General features: G+C 75.6%; 23 protein-coding genes. 8 read left to right on the forward strand and 15 right to left on the reverse strand.

The annotated features are described in order from the left end of the window. Positions 1–110: 110 nt before the first annotated feature. Complete coding sequence (locus tag DMP17_RS38200) at positions 111–341, reverse strand: hypothetical protein (protein ID WP_226366459.1); 231 nt, start codon at positions 339–341, stop codon at positions 111–113. A gap of 229 nt (positions 342–570) precedes the next feature. On the opposite strand from DMP17_RS38200, the gene lexA reads away from it, so the two are divergent. Next, complete coding sequence (lexA, locus tag DMP17_RS38205) at positions 571–1,329, forward strand: transcriptional repressor LexA (protein ID WP_062396661.1); 759 nt, start codon at positions 571–573, stop codon at positions 1,327–1,329. A 28-nt stretch (positions 1,330–1,357) separates the two neighbouring features. On the opposite strand, the gene DMP17_RS38210 is transcribed toward lexA, so the two are convergent. From DMP17_RS38210 to DMP17_RS38230, 5 genes are read right to left on the reverse strand one after another with little or no spacing between them, the layout of a single operon-like run. After that, positions 1,358–2,422, reverse strand: a complete 1,065-nt coding sequence (locus DMP17_RS38210; protein WP_337832065.1) for a hypothetical protein — start codon at positions 2,420–2,422, stop codon at positions 1,358–1,360. Positions 2,423–2,457: 35 nt separating this feature from the next. Continuing rightward, positions 2,458–3,948: a GTPase HflX gene (hflX, locus tag DMP17_RS38215; RefSeq protein WP_337832066.1), complete on the reverse strand. Its 1,491-nt coding sequence runs from the start codon at positions 3,946–3,948 to the stop codon at positions 2,458–2,460. 54 nt (positions 3,949–4,002) lie between these two features. Further along, the gene (dapF, locus tag DMP17_RS38220) at positions 4,003–4,872 is read right to left on the reverse strand and encodes a diaminopimelate epimerase (protein ID WP_226350504.1); all 870 of its coding nucleotides are present in this window, start codon (positions 4,870–4,872) and stop codon (positions 4,003–4,005) included. Beyond that, positions 4,869–5,813 carry a tRNA (adenosine(37)-N6)-dimethylallyltransferase MiaA gene (gene miaA, locus DMP17_RS38225; protein WP_337832067.1) on the reverse strand — a complete coding sequence of 315 codons (945 nt, stop codon included), beginning with the start codon at positions 5,811–5,813 and terminating at the stop codon, positions 4,869–4,871. Before miaA ends, dapF begins: the two co-directional genes overlap by 4 nt. After that, positions 5,810–6,511: a hypothetical protein gene (locus tag DMP17_RS38230; RefSeq protein WP_226366464.1), complete on the reverse strand. Its 702-nt coding sequence runs from the start codon at positions 6,509–6,511 to the stop codon at positions 5,810–5,812. The genes miaA and DMP17_RS38230 overlap by 4 nt, the downstream gene beginning before the upstream one ends. Positions 6,512–6,884: 373 nt before the next feature. On the opposite strand from DMP17_RS38230, the gene DMP17_RS38235 reads away from it, so the two are divergent. Continuing rightward, positions 6,885–8,120 carry a DUF349 domain-containing protein gene (locus DMP17_RS38235; protein WP_374203660.1) on the forward strand — a complete coding sequence of 412 codons (1,236 nt, stop codon included), beginning with the start codon at positions 6,885–6,887 and terminating at the stop codon, positions 8,118–8,120. Positions 8,121–8,123: 3 nt separating this feature from the next. Here DMP17_RS38235 and DMP17_RS38240 read toward each other — a convergent pair whose 3' ends face one another. After that, positions 8,124–8,570: an Rv2732c family membrane protein gene (locus DMP17_RS38240; RefSeq protein WP_337832068.1), complete on the reverse strand. Its 447-nt coding sequence runs from the start codon at positions 8,568–8,570 to the stop codon at positions 8,124–8,126. Further along, positions 8,567–10,063, reverse strand: a complete 1,497-nt coding sequence (gene miaB, locus DMP17_RS38245) for a tRNA (N6-isopentenyl adenosine(37)-C2)-methylthiotransferase MiaB (RefSeq protein ID WP_226366466.1) — start codon at positions 10,061–10,063, stop codon at positions 8,567–8,569. Before miaB ends, DMP17_RS38240 begins: the two co-directional genes overlap by 4 nt. A gap of 63 nt (positions 10,064–10,126) precedes the next feature. Between miaB and DMP17_RS38250 the strand changes: the two genes are divergently transcribed. After that, a complete protein-coding gene (locus tag DMP17_RS38250) occupies positions 10,127–11,092 on the forward strand; it encodes a TAXI family TRAP transporter solute-binding subunit (protein WP_337832069.1) in 966 nt (321 codons plus the stop codon). Here DMP17_RS38250 and DMP17_RS38255 read toward each other — a convergent pair. Next, positions 11,086–12,504 (reverse strand): sensor histidine kinase, encoded by a 1,419-nt coding sequence (locus DMP17_RS38255; RefSeq protein ID WP_226366468.1) that lies wholly within the window; start codon positions 12,502–12,504, stop codon positions 11,086–11,088. The two genes, DMP17_RS38250 and DMP17_RS38255, sit on opposite strands and share 7 nt — an antisense overlap. 3 nt (positions 12,505–12,507) lie before the next feature. After that, positions 12,508–13,191 (reverse strand): response regulator transcription factor, encoded by a 684-nt coding sequence (locus DMP17_RS38260; protein ID WP_062396678.1) that lies wholly within the window; start codon positions 13,189–13,191, stop codon positions 12,508–12,510. Between the two features lie 134 nt (positions 13,192–13,325). Here DMP17_RS38260 and DMP17_RS38265 point away from each other — a divergent pair, with 134 nt between their 5' ends. The 4 genes from DMP17_RS38265 to DMP17_RS38280 all read left to right on the forward strand — a co-directional run bounded on the left by DMP17_RS38265 (position 13,326) and on the right by DMP17_RS38280 (position 16,587). Beyond that, on the forward strand, positions 13,326–14,054 hold the full coding sequence (locus tag DMP17_RS38265; RefSeq protein ID WP_020622568.1) for an amino acid ABC transporter ATP-binding protein: 729 nt from the start codon (positions 13,326–13,328) through the stop codon (positions 14,052–14,054). Positions 14,055–14,094: 40 nt separating this feature from the next. Next, on the forward strand, positions 14,095–14,979 hold the full coding sequence (locus DMP17_RS38270) for a glutamate ABC transporter substrate-binding protein (protein ID WP_226366469.1): 885 nt from the start codon (positions 14,095–14,097) through the stop codon (positions 14,977–14,979). Between the two features lie 97 nt (positions 14,980–15,076). Next, complete coding sequence (locus DMP17_RS38275) at positions 15,077–15,724, forward strand: amino acid ABC transporter permease (RefSeq protein ID WP_208820948.1); 648 nt, start codon at positions 15,077–15,079, stop codon at positions 15,722–15,724. Beyond that, positions 15,721–16,587 (forward strand): amino acid ABC transporter permease, encoded by an 867-nt coding sequence (locus tag DMP17_RS38280; protein ID WP_226366470.1) that lies wholly within the window; start codon positions 15,721–15,723, stop codon positions 16,585–16,587. The genes DMP17_RS38275 and DMP17_RS38280 overlap by 4 nt, the downstream gene beginning before the upstream one ends. Before the next feature lie 58 nt (positions 16,588–16,645). Here DMP17_RS38280 and DMP17_RS38285 read toward each other — a convergent pair whose 3' ends face one another. Continuing rightward, the gene (locus tag DMP17_RS38285; protein WP_337832070.1) at positions 16,646–17,296 is read right to left on the reverse strand and encodes an AAA family ATPase; all 651 of its coding nucleotides are present in this window, start codon (positions 17,294–17,296) and stop codon (positions 16,646–16,648) included. A 23-nt stretch (positions 17,297–17,319) separates the two neighbouring features. Next, positions 17,320–19,332: a S9 family peptidase gene (locus DMP17_RS38290; RefSeq protein WP_337832071.1), complete on the reverse strand. Its 2,013-nt coding sequence runs from the start codon at positions 19,330–19,332 to the stop codon at positions 17,320–17,322. A 49-nt stretch (positions 19,333–19,381) separates the two neighbouring features. On the opposite strand from DMP17_RS38290, the gene DMP17_RS38295 reads away from it, so the two are divergent. Beyond that, the gene (locus DMP17_RS38295; protein ID WP_337832072.1) at positions 19,382–20,290 is read left to right on the forward strand and encodes a LysR family transcriptional regulator; all 909 of its coding nucleotides are present in this window, start codon (positions 19,382–19,384) and stop codon (positions 20,288–20,290) included. Between the two features lie 11 nt (positions 20,291–20,301). Here the strand turns inward: DMP17_RS38295 and DMP17_RS38300 are convergent, their stop codons facing one another. The 3 genes from DMP17_RS38300 to DMP17_RS38310 all read right to left on the reverse strand — a co-directional run bounded on the left by DMP17_RS38300 (position 20,302) and on the right by DMP17_RS38310 (position 22,330). Beyond that, on the reverse strand, positions 20,302–21,012 hold the full coding sequence (locus tag DMP17_RS38300; RefSeq protein ID WP_226350491.1) for an SDR family oxidoreductase: 711 nt from the start codon (positions 21,010–21,012) through the stop codon (positions 20,302–20,304). Between the two features lie 77 nt (positions 21,013–21,089). Continuing rightward, entirely contained in the window at positions 21,090–21,917 is an 828-nt protein-coding gene (locus DMP17_RS38305; protein WP_337832073.1) for an HpcH/HpaI aldolase/citrate lyase family protein, read from the reverse strand. Positions 21,918–22,000: 83 nt separating this feature from the next. Continuing rightward, positions 22,001–22,330 (reverse strand): hypothetical protein, encoded by a 330-nt coding sequence (locus DMP17_RS38310; protein ID WP_337832074.1) that lies wholly within the window; start codon positions 22,328–22,330, stop codon positions 22,001–22,003. Positions 22,331–22,350: the final 20 nt, after the last annotated feature.

The following is a 22,350-nucleotide window of genomic DNA, read 5'->3' on the forward strand; positions in this document are numbered from 1 at the left end:
CTCCCGACCGGCCCTTCCCCGAGCCCGGTCGAACGGGCGTACGAGCGGTGTAGCACCCGGCACCGACAACAACCGCGTTCCCGCAGGTCGTCGCCCGTGCCGGGACGTTCTCAGCGTGGTGCGCCGACCGCGGGCGGCCCGGCCGGGCCGTGGGTGGCGACCGCGACGTCGGCGAGCACCCCGAGCGCGACGACCGCGGCCGCCGAGGCGAGCAGGACACCCGACGCGGCCACCGCACGGCGCACGACGCCCGGCGCCGGGCCGGGACGCACCCCGTCGGTCGTGGTGCGCACCGGGACCCGCCCGATGACCGTCACGTCCCCGATGACCGCCGTACCCACGATCGCCACCCCCGCTGCCGTTCCCGCTGCCGGTCTCCCCCGCGCGGCCGGGCGGCGACGCGGACCGCGTTCGATCGAACCAGTGTTCGATCGAACGCCTGTGCGATGTTGTACCACCGCGGCCCGCCGGAATCCACGACACGCCCCGGGCGACTTCGAACGCATGTTTGGCGAACGGGCCCGCGGCGGCTAGGGTCGTCGCCGTAAGTACCCCGAGGAGGCGAATGCGATGGCAGCGGACGACACCGGACACGGTGGTCCCGGCGTGACCGGCACCGCCGCGGACCGGGGATCCGCGAAGGTCCGGGAGTTCCCCGACCCCGCGGCCGACACCCGCGGCCTGACCCCGCGGCAGAAGAAGGTCCTGGCCGTCATCCGGGACTGGGTGGACCGGTACGGCTACCCGCCCAGCGTCCGCGAGATCGGTGACGCGGTGGGCCTCACGTCCACCTCGTCGGTGCACCACCAGCTCCGCACCCTGGAGCGCAAGGGCTTCCTCCGGCGCGACCCGAACCGCACCCGCGCGGTCGACGTCCGCAGCCCGGAGCAGATCGCCGGTACCGACGGGACGGACTCCGACACCGACACCGCCGACCTGCGTTCCGCGCGGCCGGCGCCGGCGTTCGTGCCGCTCATCGGCGACATCGCCGCCGGTGGCCCGATCCTGGCCGAGCAGGCCGTGCAGGACGTGTTCCCGCTGCCGCGCGAGATCGTCGGCGAGGGCACGCTGTTCCTGCTCAACGTCAAGGGCGACTCGATGGTCGACGCCGCGATCACCGACGGCGACTGGGTCGTCGTGCGCCAGCAGCCGGTGGCCGAGCAGGGCGAGGTCGTGGCCGCGATGATCGACGGCGAGGCGACCGTGAAGACGTTCCGCCGCAAGGACGGGCACATCTGGCTGATGCCCGCGAACGACGCCTACGACCCGATCCCGGGTGACGACGCGTCGATCCTCGGCCGCGTCGTGGCGGTCCTGCGCCGCCTCTGACCGCCTCGGACGGCGCCCCGTCCCGCGGTCAGCGGGACCGGCGGCGCCGTCCGTGCAGGGACATCGCGACGGCGCCGGCGACCAGCAGCGCCCCGAGCGCCGCGGCCCCGCCCGCGGCGGGCAGCCACGACGGGTACGTGCGGTACTCCGGCACCTCGGCGGGCTGGGGCACGACCGGTGCCCGCGGAACGGTCGCCGCGGTCACCGCGCCCGGGACGACCGTGATCGCCGCCGCGGTCAGGCCCCGCGCCTCGCTCCCGGAGTGCAGCGCGCCCTGGCCGTCCGGGGCGACCGCCTCACCCTGGACCTCCCCCGGCAACGGCACCGGCAGCGGTGCCCCGCCCAGGGCCTCGACCAGCGCGTCCGCCGTCGCCGGTCCGCCGGCGGGCAGCGGGAACACCCAGGCGTCGGTGTAGGTCCGCAGCACGGCGGCGCGCCCGCCCTCGGCCCCGGCCGGCGAGACCCCGCCGCCGGTGACCGTGCGCGACCCGGCGGCCCCGAGCGGCCCGCCACCGGTGCCGGACCAGGGCAGCACGACCTGGGCCACCCGGCGCAGCTCCACGGGGTCCCCGCCGTCGCGCAGCGGTGCGGCGGGCCGGTAGACCCCGGCGGCCCCGGTGGTCTTGTCGACCAGCAGGGGCACGCCGTCGTCGCCGACCAGCAGGGCCTCGACGTCGCGCGGACCGTCGGGGTAGATCAGGTCGTGCACCCGTGGCGGCCCGGCCGGGGGCAGCACGACGAGCCGGACCGAGCCGCGCTGCGCCCCGTTGTCGCCGGTGTCGGCGAGCCACAGCTCCCCGCCCGGTCCGAGGCCGAGGTCCTCGACGTCGGTGACCGCGACGTCGGCCTGCCGGGTGCCGGTGACCGCGCAGCCGGCCGGGTCCAGGGTGAACGCCCGCGCGGTCCCGCCGCCGTCGACGATGGCGTGGTAGCGCTGCGGGGCCGCGCCGGGCGGGCCCTCGGCGACCAGCCCGGACAGCTCCTCCAACCGCGGGTCGTCGATCGAGCAGACCGGGGTCGCCCCGGACGGCGGCGCGGCCGCACCCGTGAGCGCACCGGACAGGCAGAGAACCGCGGTCAGGCGGCGGGCCACGACCCCGGGACCCGCTCGCCCGGCCGGTGGGACGCTCAGTGGCCCGCCGCCGTCGCCGGCAGGTCGGTGCCGGTCCCGGCCGGCAGGGCCGAGCCCGCCACCGCGAACGGCAGCACCGCGGTGCCCAGCTCGGGCTTGACCCGCGCCCGGATCCGGGTGCCGTCGGCGGTGTGCTCCTCGGCGAGGATCTCGCCGTCGTCGTGCAGCCGCGCGACCAGCGCACCCTCGGTGTAGGGCAGCAGGAGGTCGACCTCGTACTCCGGGCGCGGCAGGCGCTCGGCGATGCGCTCCCGGAGCTGCGGGATCCCGGCGCCGCTGTGCGCGGAGACGAACACCGCGTCCGGCTGGGCGTGCCGCAGCCGGGCCAGCGCGAGGTCACCGGCCGCGTCGGTCTTGTTGATCACCAGCAGCTCGGGCGGCATCGTGTCGCCCGCGGCCTCCCCGACCTCGACGAGCACCTGGCGGACCGCGGCGATCTGGTCGTCGGGCAGCGGGTCGGACCCGTCGACGACGTGCACCAGCAGGTCGGCCCGGGCGGCCTCCTCCAGCGTGGAGCGGAACGCCTCGACGAGCTGGTGCGGCAGGTGCCGCACGAACCCGACGGTGTCGGTGAGGGTGTAGTCGTGCCCGTCGGGCGTCTGCGCCTTGCGGGTGGTCGGGTCCAGAGTCGCGAACAGCGCGTCCTGCACCAGCACCCCGGCGTCGGTGAGCTGGTTGAGCAGGCTCGACTTGCCCGCGTTGGTGTAGCCGACGATCGCGACCGAGGGGATCTCGTTGCGGCGACGGCTGCCGCGCTGGGTCTCGCGGACCTGGCGCATCGCACCGATCTCGCGGCGCAGCTTCGACATGCGCGCCCGGATCCGGCGCCGGTCCAGCTCGATCTTCGTCTCACCGGGGCCACGGCCACCGATACCGACACCGCCCGCGGCGCGGCCACCGACCTGCCGGGACAGCGCCTCACCCCAGCCGCGCAGCCGCGGCAGCAGGTAGGACAGCTGCGCGAGCTCGACCTGGGCCTTGCCGTCCCGGGAACGGGCGTGCTGGGCGAAGATGTCGAGGATCAGCGCGGTCCGGTCGATGACCTTGACCTTGAGCCGCTCCTCCAGCTGACGGAGCTGGCCGGGCGACAGCTCGCCGTCGCAGATCACGGTGTCGGCGCCGGTGGCGCGGACGGTCCCGAGCAGCTCCTCGACCTTGCCGGAGCCGATGAACGTGGCCGGGTCCGGGCTGGAGCGGCGCTGGACGAGGCCGTCCATCACCTCGGAACCGGCGGTCTCGGCGAGGCGGGCCAGCTCGGTCATCGAGTTCTCGGCCTGCTCGGCCGTGCCCTCGGTCCAGACGCCGACGAGCACGACCCGCTCCAGCTGGAGCTTGCGGTACTCGACCTCGGTGATGTCGGTGAGCTCGGTGGACAGCCCGTGGATCCGGCGCAGCGACGTGCGCTCCTCCAGGTCGAGCTCGCCACCCGTCGGAACCGGGTTCGACGTGGAGGGGGTCACGGAGGGGTGCGTGTGGGCATCAGTCATCTTGACCCCATCCTCCCACGTCGCGGGGCCCGTGTCCGCCCGGATTCGCGATGCTCAGGCGGGCGCGTCCCACCACGCGCGGTCCAGCTCCCCGGACGCGAGCAGCACGGCCGGGCCGTGCAGCGTCGTGGGCCCGGTCCGCTCGTCGGTACCCGCCTCCACCGTCACCCGCAGCAGCCCGCCCGGGACGGTGACCTGCACGTCGCCGGCGGGGTGCCCGGCGTGCCGCAGCGCGGCGACGGCGGCGGCGACGGTCCCGGTGCCGCAGGAGCGGGTCTCCCCCACCCCGCGCTCGTGCACCCGCATCCGGATGCGGCCGCCGTCGGCGGGACCGTCCAGCGGGGTCAGGAACTCGACGTTCACCCCGTTCGGGAACAGCGCCGGGTCGAACGAGGGCGCGCGGGTCAGGTCGAGGGTGTCCGGGTCGGCCGCGGTGACGCAGGCCAGGTGCGGGTTGCCGACGTCCAGGGCGATGCCGTCGAAACGCGCGTCGCCGCTGGTGGCGACCGACGCCGGTCCGACGCCGACCGTCCCGAGCCCGACCGAGACCCCGTCCGGCCCGACCGCGGTGTCGAGCACCCCGTTGCGGGTGCCGACCGGGCCGCCGGTGGCCCAGCCGCGCTCGTGCAGGTAGCGGGCGAACACGCGCAGGCCGTTGCCGCACATCTCGGCGAGCGAGCCGTCGGCGTTGCGGTAGTCCATGAACCACTCGACGCCGTCGGCGGGCTCACCGACGCCGGGCTCCCCGGCGAGCTTCGCCCAGCGCACGACCCGCAGCACCCCGTCCGCACCGAGGCCGCGGCGGCGGTCGCACAGCGCGGCGACGCGGGCCGGGGTGAGGTCGAGCGCGGCGTCCGGGTCGGGCAGCACCACGAAGTCGTTCTGCGTGCCGTGCCCCTTGCTGAACGCGATACCGCCCGTCATGCCACCAGCCTACGAGCGAGCACCGCGCGCGCCGAGGCCACCAGGTCCGGGTCGGCGCCGTCGAGCCAGTGGATGCGGCGGTCGCGGCGGAACCAGGAGCGCTGGCGGCGCACGAACCGCCGGGTCGCCCGGACCGTCTCCTCCCGGACGCCGGCGAGGTCGGGGTGGGCGGGGTCGCGGTCGAGGGCCTCGATCACCTGCCGGTAGCCCAGCGCGCGGGACGCGGTGCGGCCCTGCGCCAGCCCGTGGCGGAGCAGGGCGCGGGTCTCGTCGACCAGACCGTCGTCGAGCATCCGGTCCACCCGCAGCGCGACGCGCTCGTCGAGCTCGGCGACGTCGCGGTCCACGCCGAGCAGCACGGCGTCGTAGCGGGGGGTGCCCGCGCCGGGCAGCGTCGCCCGGAACGGCCGGCCGGTCAGCGCGATCACCTCGAGCGCGCGGACGATCCGCCGCCCGTTGGAGGGCAGCACCTGCTCCGCGGCGGCCGGGTCGACCGCGGCGAGGCGGGCGTGCAGCGCGCCGGACCCGTCGCGTTCCAGCTCGGCCTCCAGCGCGGCGCGCAGCTCCGGGTCGGTGCCGGGGAACTCCAGCTCGTCCAGCACGGCCTGCACGTAGAGCCCCGAGCCGCCGACGAGCACCGGGGTGCGCCCGGCGGCACGCAGCTCCTCGACGACGGCGCGGGCCTCGCGCTGGTAGGCCGCGACCGAGGCGGTCTCGGTGACGTCCAGGACGTCGAGCTGGTGGTGGACGACGCCGCGCCGCTCGTGCGGGGCGAGCTTCGCGGTGCCGACGTCCAGGCCGCGGTAGAGCTGCATCGCGTCGGCGTTGACGACCTCCCCGTCCAGCGCCAGCGCCAGCTCCAGGCCCAGGTCCGACTTGCCGGTCGCGGTCGGCCCGACCACGACGACCAGCGGCGGTGCCGTCGACGGAGGGGCGCTCACGCCGGTTCCCACAGCGCCACGTGGTAGGCGACGCCGTAGGGCATCGAGGTGTGCCGGTGCGCCGCCGTCCAGGCCCGCCCGCGCGCGGCACCGGCCAGCACCTGCCACGGCGCGCGCCCGGACGCCCAGAGCGCGGCGGCGCCGTCCGGGTCGAGCCGGGCGAGCGCCTCGGGGTCACCGGCGTCGAACGCGGCGGCGACGACGGCGTCGAACGCCTCGGCGCGGCCGTCGAACCCGCCGGGGGCCTTCGCGGTGTGCTTGGCCGCGCCGTCACCGACGACGAGCAGCCCGACCCCCTCGCCGGCGAGCTCCGCGCCCAGCGCCAGGCAGTCGGCGACCGGGGTGTCCGGTGCGACGAGCTCGCCGCGCGCCGACCCGACCCCGGCCGGCGCCGCGGCCCAGGCCGCGACCAGCAGCGGGAGCGGCAGCTCCGCGCCCTCGTCGGGGCCGTCCGGGCCGGGCAGCGCGACGGGGACGTCGCGGCCGTAGCCGGCGAAGGTGCCCCGGGTGCCCGGGGCGACGGTGCGCCGCCCGCCGGGGTCGGCGCCGACGACGACCCAGCTGTCCGCGGCCGCGGCCAGACCCGCCACGGCGGTGGCGACGGCCTCGCGCAGCCCCTCGGTCTCGACCGCCGCGTCGCCGCTCAGGGCGGGGACGAGGAGCGGGGGCTGGGGCAGGACGGCGATCGCGGCGGGCACGGGATCCGAGGGTAATCAGCGCTCCCCCGCCGCGACGCCCGTACCCGGCCGGGGGGCACGCGGTTCCCCCGAGGGCGGTGGACCTGCTTGAATCGCCGTTCCGGCCTCCGCACCGCGCGAGGGGCCCGGTGCGCGCACGGCCCCGGACGGACATCCGCACCGGGGCGCCCGCCCCCGCGGCGGGCCGAACGAGGAGGACCTACCGGTGTCCGAGACCCACGCGACCGACGCTGCAGGACAGGGTGCCGAGCCCACCCGGCCCACCCCGCCGAAGCCGGGGCCGCCCCGGCCCGGCCCGCGGCCCGGACCGCCGCCCGCCGCGCGACCCGCGCCCACCCCGGCCGCGGTCGCACCGCCCGCGCCGCCCGCCGCGCTGCCGTCGCCGGTGCCCTCGGCGGCCGGTGACCCGGGCCGCTGGGGCCGCGCCGACGACGACGGGACCATCACCCTGGTCACCGCCGACGGCGAGCGGGTCGTCGGCTCCTACCAGGCCGGACCGCCCGCGGAGGGCCTGGAGCACTACGCGAAGCGGTTCGACGCACTGGTCACCGAGACCGAGGTGCTCGCCGCGCGGATCGCCGGCGGCGGGGACGCGAAGGCGTCGCTGACCGCGCTCACCGCGCTGCGCGAGGGCCTCGGCGAGGCGCACGTGGTCGGGGACGTCCCCGCCCTGCGCGAGCGGCTCGACGAGCTGGTCGGCCGGGCCGAGCAGGGCGTCAGCGCGGCGAAGGAGGAGCGCGAGCGCGCCCGGCACGACGCCGTCGCCCGCAAGGAGGCGCTCGCCGTCGAGGCCGAGAAGATGGCCGCGGACTCCACGCAGTGGAAGCAGGCCGGGGACCGGTTCAAGGCGATCCTCGACGAGTGGCGCACCGTCCGCGGCGTCGACAAGAAGACCGACGAGCAGCTGTGGAAGCGCTTCTCGAAGGCCCGTGAGGCGTTCAACCGGCGGCGCGGCTCGCACTTCGCCGACCTCGACCGTCAGCGGGTCACGGCGAAGGCCCGCAAGGAGGAGCTCGTCGACCAGGCCGAGGCCCTGGCCGACTCCGACGAGTGGAACGCGACCGCGGCCGCCTACCGCGACCTCATGACCGAGTGGAAGGCCGCGGGCCGCGCCCACCGCGAGGCCGACGACGCGCTGTGGGCCCGCTTCCGCGGCGCGCAGGACCGCTTCTTCGCCCGCCGTGGCGAACACTTCTCCGCCCGCGACACCGAGTTCGCCGAGAACGCCGAGGCGAAGCGGGCCCTGCTCGCCGAGGCCGAGACGATCGACCTGTCCGACCCGGACGGCGCACGGGCCCGGCTGCGCGAGGTCCAGGAGCGCTGGGAGGCCATCGGCAAGGTCCCGCGCGAGGAGATCCGCACCCTGGAGGGGCGGCTGCGCGGGATCGAGGACAAGGTCGCCGCCGCCGCGGACGCGCAGTGGCGCCGCACCGACCCCGAGGCCCAGGCCCGCGTGGAGCAGTTCCGGGTGCGGGTCGAGCAGTTCGAGGCGCAGGCGGAGAAGGCCGAGGCGGCCGGCGACGGCAGGCGCGCCGAGCAGGCCCGTGCGCAGGCGGCGCAGTGGCGGGAGTGGCTGACCGCCGCCGAGCAGGCGGTCGACGAGCGGTAGGGGTCAGTCGCGCTGCAGCGCGGCGCCCGCCCACACGAAGGTCAGCAGCACGACCGCGATCACGCCGAGGACCATCCCGAACCCGGGGCCGGCCTCGGCGCCGGTCTGCTGCGACCAGATCGCCCACAGCCCGTTCACCGAGGAGATCCCGCAGCCGAAGGCCGCGAGCCACGCGAGTGCCCACAGCCGGGTCAGCAGCGCGGCCGCGGACACCACGACGGCGAACCCGGTCATCGTGAACGAGAACAGCGTCGGCAGCGGCCCGGAGGCGCCGGAGGCCAGCACCTGCCAGCCCGGGGTGCCCGCCACCCACGGCAGCAGCAACGCGGCGACGGCGGCGACGATCGCCACCGCGATCAGCATGGCGCGCGCGCCCGGGTCGATCCGGCGGGCGACACCGCGCCCGGCCCGGTCGATCTCGGCGCGGGTCTCCGGGGACACGTCGCTCATCGGGTACCTCCGGTGGTGGCGGGGACGCCGCAGGACGGCGCGGCGGGTGCCGGCTCGGGCGCCGGGGCGCCGAACGCGGGCAGTCCCAGGGTGGTGGGTGCCCCGGACGGGCGCTCGCCGGCCTCGGCGGCGTCGCCGGCGCGGGTGCGGCGGTGGGTGAGCACGCCGCCGTCGGCGACGAGGTGGTGCGGGGCACCGCGGTCGATCCGGACGGTGACGATGTCGCCCGGCCGGATGCCGGTCGCGTCCCCGGGCGCGAAGTGCACGAGCCGCCCGTCGCGGGCGCGGCCGGTGAGCCGGGCGGTCGCCGCGTCCTTGCGGCCCTCGCCGGTGGACACCAGCAGTTCGACCTCGGTGCCCTCCTGCCTACGGTTCTCCTCCCAGGAGATCCGCTCCTGCAGCGCGACGAGGCGCTCGTAGCGCTCCTGCACGACGGCCTTGGGCAGCTGGTCGGGCAGGTCCGCGGCGGGCGTCCCGGGGCGCTTCGAGTACTGGAAGGTGAACGCCGCGGCGAACCGGGCCCGCTCGACGACGTCGAGGGTGTCCTGGAAGTCCTGCTCGGTCTCGCCGGGGAAACCGACGATGATGTCGGTGGTGATCGCCGCGTGCGGGATCGACTCCCGCACCTCGGCCAGGATCGACAGGAACCGCTCCGAGCGGTAGCTGCGGCGCATCCGGCGCAGGACGTCGTCGGAGCCGGACTGCAGCGGCATGTGCAGCTGCGGGCAGACGTTCGGGGTCTGCGCCATCGCGGCGATCACGTCGGAGGTGAAGTCGCGCGGGTGCGGGCTGGTGAACCGCACCCGCTCCAGCCCCTCGACCTCGCCGCAGGCCCGCAGCAGCTTCGAGAACGCCTGCCGGTCACCCATGTCCGAGCCGTAGGCGTTCACGTTCTGCCCCAGCAGGGTCACCTCGAGCACGCCGTCGGCGGCGAGGGTCTGCACCTCGGCGAGCACGTCGCCGGGGCGCCGGTCGCGCTCCTTGCCGCGCAGCGACGGCACGATGCAGAACGTGCAGGTGTTGTTGCAGCCCACCGAGATCGACACCCAGCCGGCGTAGGCGGAGTCGCGCCGCGCGGGCAGCGTCGAGGGGAACACCTCGAGCGCCTCGGCGATCTCGACCTGCGCCTGTTCGTTGTGCCGGGCCCGCTCCAGCAGCGTCGGCAGGGCGTGCACGTTGTGCGTGCCGAACACGACGTCGACCCACGGGGCCCGCCGCGTGATCGTGTCGCGGTCCTTCTGGGCCAGGCAGCCGCCCACGGCGATCTGCATGTCAGGGTTCGCGACCTTGCGGGGGCGCAGGTGCCCGAGGTTGCCGTAGAGCTTGTTGTCCGCGTTCTCCCGCACCGCGCAGGTGTTGAACACGACGACGTCGGCGGTGTCGGGGTCCTCGGCCCGGGCGTACCCGGCGTCCTCCAGCAGACCGGCCATCCGCTCCGAGTCGTGCACGTTCATCTGGCACCCGTAGGTGCGCACGGTGTAGCTGCGGCTCACACACCCGAGGGTAGGCGCCCGGTGCGACGACGCCGGGACGGGGCCGTCGGGGATGATGGGCGGGTGCACCGGCCCGGGCCCCCGCTGACGAGGCGCACCGTGCTGCGCGCGGGGGCGGCGCTGGGTCTGGGGGCGGGGCTGCCCGCCTGTACCGGGCCCCGGCCCGCCGCCCCCCTGGTGATCGCCGGCGGGGTGCAGCCGGGGGTGTACATCAACCTCGCGCGCACGCTGTCGGAGATCTGGCGGGAACGGCTCGGGCTCGCCGCGGCCCCGCAGGTGCTGGAGACCGCGGGCAGCGCGCAGAACATGGACCTGCTGACCACCGGTGCGGCCGCGGTCACGATCAGCCAGGTCGACGTGGCCGCCGACGTCGCCGCCCGCACCACCGGTCCGGCCGAGCCGCGCGCACTGGCCCGGCTCTACGACGACGTCACCCACATCGTCGTGCGCGCCGACTCCGGCCTGCGCACCATCGCCGACCTGCGCGGACGACGGGTGTCGATCGGCCCGGGCGGCAGCGGCTACCAGCCGATCGCGACCCGGCTGCTCGACGTCGCCGGGATCGGCGTCGCGGGCCTGGGCACCCGCGCGGAGCTGGGCCTCCCGGACGCGGCGGCGGCGCTGCGCGAGAACGGCCTCGACGCGTTCTTCTGGTCCGGCGGGGTCCCCACCGACGGCGTGCGGGAGCTGGCCGCGCAGGTCCCGATCCGGCTGCTGGAGCTCGGCGGCGTGCTCGACCGCATGCGCGACCGGTACCCCGTCTACTCGGTGGCGACGGTCCCCGCGAACACCTACGGCCTGCCCGGTCCGGTCTCCTGCCTGTCGGTGCGCAACGCGCTGCTGGTCACCGAGGGGATGGACGCCGACCTGGCCGGCGCGCTCATCCGCGCCGCCTTCGACGAGCAGCCGCGGCTGGCCCAGGCCAGCCCGGCCGCGGTGACCGTCGACTCCCGCTCGGCGATCGGCACCCAGCCGATCCCGCTGCACGAGGGCGCCGTCGCGTTCTACCGGGCCACCAAGGGCTACTGAGGTGCCCCGGGGCGCAGCCACAGCGTGACCCGCAGCCCGCCGCCCGGGGCGTCGCCCAGCTGCAGGCTCCCGCCGGCCGCGGCGGCGGTCCGCACCGCGATGGCCAGGCCCAGCCCGCTGCCCTCGACGTTGGTCTGCCCGGGCGCCCGCCAGAACCGGTCGGTGGCGCGCGCCCGGTCCTCCGGCGCCAGGCCGGGACCGCCGTCGACGACGCTGACGCCGATCCGGTCCGCGGTGCGCAGCGTCGCGACCCGCACCCGTCGCCCGGCCGGGGTGTACTTGAGCGCGTTGTCGAGCAGCGCGTCGAGCACCGACTCCAGCGCGGGCTCGCCGATCCGGGCGTGCAGGCCGTGCGGGCCGCTGCGGCGCAGCTCGATCCCGGAGTGCTCGGCCAGCGGCCGCCAGTTGTCCACCCGCTCGGCGATGACGACGTCGAGGTCGGTGTCCTCGGCGTCGCCCGGGTCCTCCACCGCGCGCTCGGCGCGGGCCAGCGCGAGCAGCCCGTCGAGCACCCGGGACAGCCGCTCGGCCTCCTCCATCGCCGCGAGGTGGTCGTCGGCGGCGGCCGGGTCGACGTGCCCGTCGAGGTTCGACAGCCGCAGGCGCAGCGCCGTGAGCGGGTTGCGCAGCTGGTGGGAGGCGTCGGCGACGAACGCGCGCTGGGCGGCCAGCGCCTCGCGCACCGTCTCGGTCATCCGGTCGAAGGACCCGGCCAGCGAGCGCAGCTCCGGCGGGCCGCTGCGCCGCGACGGCGGACCGGGCGGCCCCCCGGCGACGACGGCCGTCCCGACCCGGCCCATCGCCTCGTCGAGCCGGCGGACCGGGCGCAGCACCCAGGCGGTCAGCGGCAGCGCGACCAGGGTGCCGGCGAGCAGCGCGAACACCGCGGCCCCGGCGATCAACGACCAGGTGCGCACCGCCTCGGCCCGCAGCGCGTCGGTCGATGACACCGTCGCCACCGCGCCGACGACCTCGCCGTCGACGAGCACGGGCTCGGCCAGCACCAGCGGCCGGGCGTCCCACGGCATCAGCAGCGGGTAGGTCGACGAGCGGCGCCCGGCCAGCGCGACCGCGGTCCGCTCGGTGGCGTAGTCCCCCAGCTCGGGCAGCCGGTCGGCCGGGCGGGACGCGGTCAGGGTCCGGCCGGTCCGGTCGAACACCAGCACCGCGACGCCGTAGACGTCGTCGTAGCGGGTGATCTCGTCGGTGAAGGTGGTGAGCGCGGAGCTGCCCGCGGGGGCCTCGATGAGCGGGCGCTGCGCGGTGGAGGCGAAGGAGATCGTGTCGGTGAGCCGGTCGGTGAAGACCTCCTCCTGGGCGCGCTGGGCGGCGGTCCAGGCCAGCGGGACGCCCAGCCCGGCGGCGAGCAGCCCGACGAGCACGAGCACGACCAGCAGCAGCCGGCTGCGCACGGGTCAGTCCTCGGTGGCGGCGAAGCGGTACCCGACGCCACGCACGGTGCGCACCAGCTCGGGGCGACCGAGCTTGGTCCGCAGCGTCGCCACGTGCACGTCGAGGGTCCGGTTCGCGCCCGCCCAGCCGCGCCCCCACACCTCGGCGACGATCTGGGCGCGGGTGCAGACGGCGCCGTCGGCGCGGGCGAGCAGCGACAGCACCTGGAACTCCTTGCGGGTGAGCACGACCTGCTCCCCGGCGACGGTGACCTCGTGCCGTTCGGGGTCGACGCGGACGTCGCCGACGGTCACCGGGGCCGACCCGGCCGGGGCGACCGTGCCGTCGTCGCCGACCTTGCGGCGGCGCTGCACCGCGTGCACGCGGGCCACGAGCTCGCCGATGTCGTAGGGCTTGACCAGGTAGTCGTCGGCGCCGGTGTGCAGCCCGGCGATGCGGTCGGTGACCTCGCCGCGGGCGGTCACCATCAGCACCGGGACCTCGGAGACGGCGCGGATCGCGCGGCAGACGTCGAGCCCGTCGGCGTCGGGGAGGCCCAGGTCGAGCAGCACGACGTCGACGCCGTCGAGGTGGTCGACGGCGCCGCGGCCGTGGTCGAGGCGGGTCGTGGTCATCCCGTGCCGGTGCAGCGCCGGGCGCAGCGCGGCGGCGACCCGGTCGTCGTCCTCGATCAGCAGGATGTGCACCGCTGTCCGCCCTTTCCGTTATGTGGCCGAGACCCTAAAGGTTCCTCAAGGTGATGGACTCGCTTGTCCGTTCCGTCCAGGCTCTCGCCATGTCCGGAGGCAGCATGACCAGCCCGCCCGCGTCCAGCACTCCCATGGTGCGGATGGCCGGGGTGCAGAAGCACTTCGGCGACCTCCACGTGTTGCGCGACATCGATCTGGACGTCGCCCGTGGGGAGGTCGTCGTCGTCCTCGGCCCCTCCGGTTCCGGCAAGTCCACACTCTGCCGCACGATCAACCGGCTCGAGCCGATCGACACCGGAACGATCGAGATCGACGGCACCGCGCTGGCGGCGGAGGGCAAGGCGCTGGCCGCCCTGCGCGCCGACGTCGGCATGGTCTTCCAGTCGTTCAACCTGTTCGCGCACAAGACGATCCTGGAGAACGTCACGCTGGCCCCGCTCAAGGTCCGCGGCGTCTCCAAGGCCGAGGCCGAGAAGACCGGGCTGGCGCTGCTGGAGCGCGTCGGCATCGCCAACCAGCGCGACAAGTACCCGGCGCAGCTCTCCGGCGGCCAGCAGCAGCGCGCGGCGATCGCCCGCGCGCTGGCGATGAAGCCGAAGGTGATGCTCTTCGACGAGCCGACCTCGGCGCTCGACCCGGAGATGGTCAACGAGGTGCTCGACACCATGACCTCGCTGGCCAAGGAGGGCATGACGATGGTCGTCGTGACCCACGAGATGGGCTTCGCCCGCCGGGCCGCGCACCGCGTCGTCTTCATGAGCGACGGCGAGATCGTCGAGGACGCGACCCCGGACGAGTTCTTCACCGCCCCGCGCAGCGACCGCGCCAAGGACTTCCTCGGCAAGATCCTCTCGCACTGAGGACGCCTTCCACCACCACCCCCGACGAGCGGAGCGAACCGTGAAGAGAACCCGCATCCTGGTGGCTGCCGCCCTGGCCGCCACCCTCGCCCTGGCCGGCTGCGGCCGCGAGGGCGCCCCCGGCGCCGAGGGCTCGGGCTACCAGCCGACCGTCGCGCAGAACGTGACCGTCGAGGGCTCTCCCACCTTCGACGCCATGAAGCAGCGCGGCCGCGTCGTCGTCGGCGTCAAGGACGACCAGCCGAACCTGGGCTTCCGCGACGCCACCACCAACGAGTTCTCCGGGTTCGACATCGACATCGCCCGGATGGTCGCGGGCGGTCTCGGCTTCTCCCCCGACCAGATCGACTACAAGGTCATCCCGTCGGCGGCGCGCGAGGACAACATCGAGCGCGGCGACGTCGACTACTACGTCGGCACCTACACGATCAACGACAAGCGCAAGCAGCGCGTCGGGTTCGCCGGTCCGTACTACGTCGCCGGGCAGAGCCTGCTCGTCCGCGCCGACGACGACGCGATCACCGGCCCCCAGACCCTGCAGGGCAAGCGGGTCTGCTCGGTCACCGGCTCCACCCCGATCCAGCGGGTCAAGGACCAGAAGCTGACCGACCAGGTCGTGGAGTTCCAGACCTACACCCAGTGCGTCGACCAGCTGATCAACAACCAGGTCGACGCCGTCACCACCGACGACGCGATCCTGCTCGGCTACGCCGCGCAGAACCCGCAGCAGCTGAAGGTCGTCGGCGAGAAGTTCTCCTCCGAACCCTACGGCATCGGCGTCCCGAAGGCCGACACCGCGCTCCGCAACAAGATCAACGACCTGCTGCAGGCGTCGATCGACGACGGAACCTGGAAGACCATCTACGACGGCACCCTGGGCAAGTCCGGTACCCAGACCGAGCCGCCGGCCATCGAGCGCTACTGATCCCGCCCGCGGCCCGGCGGGGCGGTGACCGCGTCACCACCCCGCCGGGCCGCGTCGGGTCCAGACACGTCGGGACCAGAGAAAGGAGAGCCGCCCGGTGGATGTCCTGCTGGACAACCTCGACCTCTACGTCGGCGGGTTCGCCGGCACGATCGGCCTCTTCGTCGTCGCCGCGATCGGGTCGCTGCTGCTCGGCACGCTGGTGGCGGGCATGCGGGTCAGCCCCGTCCCCGCGCTGCGTGCCTTCGGCACCGGCTACGTGACGATCCTGCGGAACACCCCGCTGACGCTGGTGCTGTTCTTCTTCGCGTTCGCCTACCCCCGCCTCGAGCTCGTCCAGCTCAGCTTCTTCGCGCTGGCGAGCGTCGGCCTGATCCTCTACACCGCCGCGTTCGTGTGCGAGGTCGTGCGGTCGGGCATCAACACGGTCCCGGTCGGACAGGCCGAGGCCTCGCGGGCGCTGGGCTTCACCTTCACCCAGACCCTCGGTCAGGTGGTGCTCCCGCAGGCGGTGCGCGCCACCGTCCCGCCGATGACGAACATCCAGATCGCGCTGCTGAAGAACACCACGATCGCGTCCGGCTTCTCGGTGTTCCAGGCCGGCGGCATCTACCAGAACCTCTCCGAGCGCGGCTACAACGTGCTCGTCGGGCTGCTGTGGGTGGCGCTGATCTTCGTGATCCTGGTGGCCCCGCTGACCTGGATGCAGCGCCGCCTCGACGCCCGCTGGGGGGTGGCCCGATGAGCTCGGTCCTCTACGACATCCCGGGCCCGGCGGCCCGCGCCCGCAACCGCACGATCGGCGTCGTCGGCGTCGCGGTGATCGTGGCGATCCTCGGGTTCGTCGTCTACCGCTTCTGGGCCACCGGCCAGTTCAGCGGCCGGATGTGGGACTGGATCACCTACGAGGCGATCCAGATCCGGATCCTCGAGGCGCTGTGGAACACCATCCGCGCATTCGCCGTCGCGGCGGTCCTGTCCCTGCTGTTCGGGGCGGTGTTCGCCGCCGGGCGGCTGTCGGACCACGCGTGGATCCGGGTCCCGTGCACCGTGATCGTGGAGTTCTTCCGCGCCGTCCCGCTGCTCGTCCTGATCTTCATCATGTACTACGGCATGTCGCAGGGCGCGGGCATCGAGATCACCGCGTTCTGGGCCGTCGTGCTCGGCCTGATGCTCTACAACGGCTCGGTGCTCGCCGAGGTGTTCCGCGCCGGGATCAACGCGGTCCCGCGCGGGCAGAGCGAGGCCGCCTACGCCCTGGGGCTGCGCAAGACCCAGGTGATGTCCTCGGTGCTGCTCCCGCAGGCGGTCCGCTCGATGCTGCCGACGATCCTGTCGCAGCTGGTGGTGGTCCTGAAGGACACCGCGCTCGGCTTCCTGATCCTCTACGAGGAGCTGCTGCTCGTGGCCCGCCAGCTCGGCAGCCAGGTGCAGCTCGGGTCGCCGATCCTGCAGGTCGCGCTGGTCGTCGCGGTCATCTACATCGGGCTGTGCCTGATCCTGACCGGGCTGTCCCGGCTGGTGGAGAAGCGGCTGTCGCAGGGCCCGCGCAAGGCCACCGCCCAGGCGGCTCCGGAGCCCGTGCCCACCGGCGGCGCGGCGGTCTGAGGCCCGTCGCCCTACAGGTGCCGCAGGAACGCGTCGGGGTCGGCGAGGAAGCTCCGGGTCAGGACGACCGGGAGCGCCTCGTCGTACCCGACGCGGCGGACCGCGCCGTCGTCGCCGATCTGCAGGACGGTCGCCCCGGCAGGGCGAGCAGGATCGGCGAGTGGGTGGCGACGACGAACTGGCTGCCCTGCGCGGTCAGGTCCACCATCCGGGCCAGCACCGCCAGGGCCCCGGTGACCGACAGCGCCGCCTCCGGCTCGTCGAGCAGGTAGAGGCCGCGCGGGAAGAACCGGTGCGTCATCAGCGCGACGAAGGACTCCCCGTGGCTGCGCTCGTGCGGCGACCCGCCGTAGTCGTGCTCCAGGCCGGACCCGATCCGCTCGACCTCGGTCGCCACGTTGTAGTACGACTCCGCACGCAGGAAGAAGCTGGTGCGCTCCCGGCCCGGCCGCCGGGCGACCCGCAGGTGCGACCCGAGGTCGGACTCGCTGGCCCGGGTCGCGAACCGGAACGACCGCGACCCGCCCTCGGGGTTCAGCCCCAACGCGACGGCGACGGCCTCCACCAGCGTCGACTTCCCGGACCCGTTCTCCCCCACCAGGAACGTCACGCCCGGGTAGAGCGCGAGCCCGCCGTGCTCGCGCAGCCACCGGACCACGGGGAGCTCGAACGGGTAGCCGCGCGACGGGGCCGCGGGATCGAGGGACATGCGGGCGAGGAAGTGCCCCGCACTCACAGGTTCTCGATCTCCACCGGCTCGATGTCCTCCTCCGCGGGCAGCGCGAACCCGAACACCCGGGAGTAGAACGCGAGCTCGGCGTCGAGGGCCCGGCGGATGTTCGCGGCCTGCCGGAAGCCGTGCTGCTCCCCGGCGAACAGCAGGTAGGCGACCGGCACCCCGCGCCCGCGCAGCGCATCGACGATCATCTCCGACTGGTTGGGCGGGACGATGGCGTCCTCGTCGCCCTGGAGCACGATCAGCGGGGTGCGGAAGCGCCCGACGTGGGTGAGCGGGGAGCGCTCGGTGTACACCGCCTCCGCCGCGGGCCACGGCCCGACCAGGCCGTCGAGGTAGCGGGACTCGAACTTGTGGGTGTCCCGGGCGAGCGCGGCCAGGTCGGCGACGCCGAAGTGGTCGGCCCCGGCGGAGAACGGGGTGTCGTCGCGGGCGAGGGCGGCCAGGGTGGTGAACCCGCCCGCGGAGCCGCCGCGGATCGCCATCCGGGCCGGGTCGACGCGGCCGGTGTCGGCGAGCGTGCGGGCCGCGGCGAGGCAGTCGGCGACGTCGACGATCCCCCAGGCGCCCTTCAGCTGCTCGCGGTAGGCGCGGCCGTAGCCGGTGGAGCCGCCGTAGTCGACGTCGACGACGCCGAACCCGCGGCTGGTCCAGTACTGCACGGCGACCGAGAGGACCGGGGTCGCGGAGCCGGTCGGCCCGCCGTGGATGACGACGAGCAGCGGCGGCAGCTCACCCTCGGGGGCGTCGTGGCCGCCCAGCGGCGGGTAGAACAGCGCGTAGCCGGTGCGCGGGCTGCCCGCGGCGTCCGAGGACAGGAACGTGATCGGCTCGGGCACCGACACGGTCTCCGGGTGCAGGCCGAGGTCGCGCGGGGCGCGCAGGGTCTGCACCCCGGCCGCGCCGGGCTCCCCCGCGCCGTCCGGGGCGGGCACGACGCGGTGCACGCCCGGCTCGGCGGTGGGCGTCCCCGCGACGCAGACGACGGCGTAGGGCCCGTCGGCGCGCACCGAGCCGATCGCGGTGAACGGGGTGTCGAGCTCGATGATCCGGCCGTCGACCTCCCGCACCACCAGCGCGTCGAAGCCCCGCGAGGAGCGGGCGAACACGACGCGGCCGTCCTCCAGGACGGCGTAGCGCGACCCGCCCAGCACCCAGCCGGGCACGCCGATCTCGGCGTCGATGCGCACGAGCGCCTCGATGTCGTGGCCGGGCAGCCAGCGGTAGAGGTTCCACCAGCCGGTGCGGTCGCTGAGGAAGGTCAGGGACCCGTCGGGCTGCCACTGCGGCTCGGTGACCGACTCCCCCGGCCCGCCCGCGACGACGGTGTCCACCCCGGACGCCAGGTCGCGGACGGTGAGCTCGACGTCGTCCCACGGCATCGACGGGTGGTTCCAGGACAGCCAGGCCAGCGTGCCGCCGTCCGGGGAGATCCGCGGCGCGGCGACGAAGTCCGGGCCGCCGACCAGCACCTCCGGCGTCGACGGGGCGCGGGCGTCGAGCCGCACGATCTCGTTGACGACCTCGGCGGCCGGGGTGTGCGCGGCGTGGTGGCGCTCGCGGACCACGACCATCCAGGTGCCGTCGGGGGCGACGTCGCCGTCGGCGTGCCGGTCGCCGCGGGGCACCGCGGGCTCCGGGGTGAGCGCGACCGGGGCGGCGCCGCGGTCGAGCCGGTACAGGCGCTGGTCGGCCCACTCGACGTACCAGACGACGCCGGGGCTGCCGGCGTGCAGCCACCACGCCCCGCCGCCGTACTCGTGGACCGCCGAGCGGGCGTTCGCGCCCTCGGGCAGCAGGTCGGTGCGCGAGCCCGCGGCGTCGCCGCCGGTACGGCGCACCAGCTGGGTCCGGCCGCCCTCCGCGGCGCGGCCCTCGGCCCAGACCACCCCGGTGTCCTCGGTGCCGGGCGCACCGTCGGGGCGGGCCTCCCCGAGCCGCACCGCGGCCGTCACCACCACTGCGGACGTGACCGGTGTCGGCCACGACCCGTACCCGGAGATCGTCACGGCGCCCACGCTAGTCATCGCCGGGCCGCCGTGCCCGTAGGTTGTCGCCGTGCCGACACTGCGTGCGCTGGAATGCCTGGTGGCCGTCCTCGACCACGGGTCGGTGACCGGGGCGGCCGCGGCCCTGCACCTGTCCCAGCCCGCGCTGTCCCACCAGCTGGCCCAGCTCGAACGCGAGATCGGCACCCCGCTGCTGGAGCGGCTGCCGCGCGGGGTGCGCCCGACCGTCGCGGGGCGGGCGGTGCACGCCGACGCCGTCGCCGCGCTGGCGGCCGCGGACCGGGTGCTGACGACCGGGCGCGCGGTCGCCCACGGTGGCGCCGGGGTGCTGCGGGTGGCGTGCGCGGAGACGATGACCGCGGGGCTGCTCGCCCCGGTGCTGCGGGCCTCCTCCGGCGCCGCCGCCCGGACCCGGGTGGAGCTCACCGAGCTGACCAGCGCCGACGAGATCGCGGCCCGGGTGGCCGACGGCGCGGCCGACGTGGGGGTGTCCCCGCGCCCCGGCCGCGACGGCGTCGACGCCGAGGTGCTCGGCCGCGAGCCGCTGGTCGCGGTGCTCCCCCGTCGTCACCCGCTCGCCGGCACACCGGGCCCGGTCCCGGTCGCCGCGCTCGGCGACGGCCCCGTGGTGCACTACGACCCCGGCAACGGCCTGGCCGGCTGGCTCGACACCCTCGCCGCCGGGCACGGCGTCGCCCTCGACGCGGTGACCCGCACCCGCAGCGCGACGACCGCGGCCCGGCTCGCCGACGCCGGGCTGGGCGTCGCGGTGGTGCCGGTGACGGCACTGCCCGCGGGCGCCCCGGGCGTGGTGCGGGCGCTGGACCCGGCGCAGGACCGGGAGGTGGTCGCGCTGACCCGGCCGGGCCGGGACCCGGTGGTGACGGCGTTCGTCGCCGCGCTGCGACGGCGCGGGGTGCCCGTGCCCGCCGCCGTCGCCGCGCAGCTCGCCCCCTAGAGCGGCGCGGGTCAGGCCAGCCGGCCGCCGCCGTCGACGTGCAGGGTCGTGCCGGTGACGAAGGGGTTGGTGAGCAGCGAGCGGGCCGCGGCGGAGAGCTGGGCCGGGGTGCCGATGCGCCGCGCCGGGTTGGCCGCGGCGGTGGCGGCGAGGAAGGCGTCCTTGCCGTCGCCGAGCCGGTCCCACTGGCCGGAGTCGACGATGCCGGGCGAGAGCGCGTTGACCCGCACCGGGGAGAGCTCGACGGCCAGGGCCTGCGCGAGGAACGCGACGGCGCCGTTGGTCGTCGCCATCACCGACCGTCCGGGGGCCGGGCGCCAGGCCGCGACGCCGGAGAACAGCAGGAACGAGCCGCGCACGAGCGGGGCGAGGTGCTTGGCCAGCAGCAGCGGGCCGATGACCTTCGCGTCGAACGCGGTGTGTACGGCGTCGCGGTCCAGCTCCGCGACGGGCCCGTTCGCCGGTGCGGCGGCCAGCGACACGACGTGGTCCAGCGGCCCCGAGGTCGCGGCGAAGGCGGCGATGCTCCCCTCGTCGGTCAGGTCGATCCGGGCGGTGGCGGCGCCGACCTGTGCGGCCACCGGGGCGAGCCGCTGCGGGTCGCGCCCGGCGAGGGTGACCGTGGCCCCCTCGGCGACGGCGTCGGCGGCGAGCGCGCGGGCGATGCCCGAGCCGCCGCCGACGATCAGCAGGTCCTGTCCGGCCAGTGTGGTGATGTCCATGCCCGGTACAGCGCGGCCGGGCCGTCGCACAGTCCCGTCGCGCGATCGATGCTTCCGAGTGCTGCGATAGACGTCGTCTATGCCTCGGCCAGCCGCAGCGTCGCCCGGGCCCGGGCGAGCACCGGCGCGTCGACCATCTCCCCGCCGAACCGGAAGACCCCGGGGTGCCGCTCCGCCTCGGCGAGCAGGGCGCGGGCGTGCTCGATCTCGGCGTCGCCGGGCCGGAACCCGCGGCGCACGACCTCCACCTGCGACGGGTGGATGCACACCTTCGCCGCGAACCCCGCGTTCGCCGCGTCGACGGTGTCGGCGAACAGGGTGTCGGTGTCGGCGATGTCGGTGAGCACGGTGTCGACCGGGGCCGGGCCCGCGGCGCGGGCGGCGTAGAGGATCCGGGTGCGGGCCTCGGTCAGGGCCGGGCCGTAGCCGCCGCCGGCCGCGCGCCCGGTGCGCCCGCCCAGGTCGGCGAGCAGGTCCTCGCTGCCCCACATCAGGCCCGAGCAGTTCGACGCCCGGGCGATCGACGGCGCCTCCAGCACCCCGTGCGCGGTCTCGCACAGCGCGATCACCGGGTGCGGGGCCAGCGCCTCCACCGCGGCGGCGCTCGTCGCCATCGGCAGCATCAGCGTGAGGTCGGGGTAGGCGGCCAGCGCGGCGACGTCGCCGTCGTGGGCGGGGGTGCCGGGCGCGTTGACCCGCACGACCACCCGGGTGCGGTCCAGCTCCGCCAGCGCGGCGACGACGGTGTCCCGGGCGCCGTCCTTGTCGTCCGGGCCGACGGCGTCCTCCAGGTCGAGGATGACGGCGTCGGCCGCGGCGAGCGCCTTGGCGAACCGGTCGGGCCGGTTGCCGGGGCAGAACAGCCACGCGGGCCCGTGGTCGAGGGGCTGGGCTGCGGTGTCCACGGGTGGTTCCCTCCGGTGGGACGGCGACTCTGACCCGACCAGGATCTCCGGTGCGGCGACGACCGGCTCACGGGGGCCCGGTCTCAGCGCCGCACCGCGGCCGCCTCGCACAGCAGCCGGACCGCGACCGGCAGCGCGCCGGGCCGCAGCACCGGCGCCAGCCCGACGATCCCGCGCATCCCGGTCCACCAGCGGACCTGCCCGTCGGTGCGGAGCACACCGACCGCCGGCACCCGGCACCCGGCGACGGCGGCCGGCAGGTTCGGGTAGATCTCGGCCAGCCGCGGCTCGTGGCAGGAGCGCGCCCGGACCCGGACGGTCACGCAGCCCGGCAGCTCCTGTGCGATCCGCGAGCACGGCGCACAGGCCGCGTCGTGCACCACCACGAGCTCCCGGATCCGCGTGCGCGCCACGGCGCCATCATCGCCTGCCC

Source organism: Pseudonocardia sp. TMWB2A (genome assembly GCF_017312135.1).

Excerpts from the sequence above, each read along its gene's own strand:
- DMP17_RS38265 (WP_020622568.1), top strand. The coding sequence starts at position 13,326 with ATGGTGCGGATGGCCGGGGTGCAGAAGCACTTCGGCGACCTCCACGTG.
- DMP17_RS38240 (WP_337832068.1), bottom strand. The coding sequence starts at position 8,570 with ATGAGCGACGTGTCCCCGGAGACCCGCGCCGAGATCGACCGGGCCGGG.
- DMP17_RS38300 (WP_226350491.1), bottom strand. The coding sequence starts at position 21,012 with ATGGACATCACCACACTGGCCGGACAGGACCTGCTGATCGTCGGCGGC.
- hflX (WP_337832066.1), bottom strand. The coding sequence starts at position 3,948 with ATGACTGATGCCCACACGCACCCCTCCGTGACCCCCTCCACGTCGAAC.
- dapF (WP_226350504.1), bottom strand. The coding sequence starts at position 4,872 with ATGACGGGCGGTATCGCGTTCAGCAAGGGGCACGGCACGCAGAACGAC.
- DMP17_RS38280 (WP_226366470.1), top strand. The coding sequence starts at position 15,721 with ATGAGCTCGGTCCTCTACGACATCCCGGGCCCGGCGGCCCGCGCCCGC.
- lexA (WP_062396661.1), top strand. The coding sequence starts at position 571 with ATGGCAGCGGACGACACCGGACACGGTGGTCCCGGCGTGACCGGCACC.
- DMP17_RS38285 (WP_337832070.1), bottom strand. The coding sequence starts at position 17,296 with ATGTCCCTCGATCCCGCGGCCCCGTCGCGCGGCTACCCGTTCGAGCTC.